Origin of the sequence: Bacillus cereus group sp. BfR-BA-01381 (assembly GCF_022663555.1) — a bacterium.
Lineage (GTDB): Bacteria > Bacillota > Bacilli > Bacillales > Bacillaceae_G > Bacillus_A > Bacillus_A pacificus.
Genome location: NZ_JAKUFR010000327.1, coordinates 1 through 234, shown reverse-complemented (window position 1 = coordinate 234; position 234 = coordinate 1). Strand labels below are relative to the sequence as shown.

The window sequence follows — 234 nt, the reverse complement described above, 5'->3', positions numbered from 1 at the left end:
AAGCATGGTGACATGTGGAGCTGACGAATACTAATAGATCGAGGACTTAACCATATAATATGAAGCAATGTTATCTAGTTTTGAAAGAATATAAAAAAACTTGTTGACTTTCAAAGTTAAATGAGTTACAATAATTCTTGTCTTAAATGAATACAGTCTGGTAATGATGGCAGAGAGGTCACACCCGTTCCCATACCGAACACGGAAGTTAAGCTCTCTAGCGCCGATGGTAGT

At 37.2% G+C, this 234-nt stretch carries 1 rRNA gene; it reads left to right on the top strand.

What is annotated here, in order from left to right:
- Positions 1–156: 156 nt before the first annotated feature.
- A 5S ribosomal RNA gene (gene rrf / locus MR079_RS28905) occupies positions 157–234 on the top strand; the annotation flags it as partial.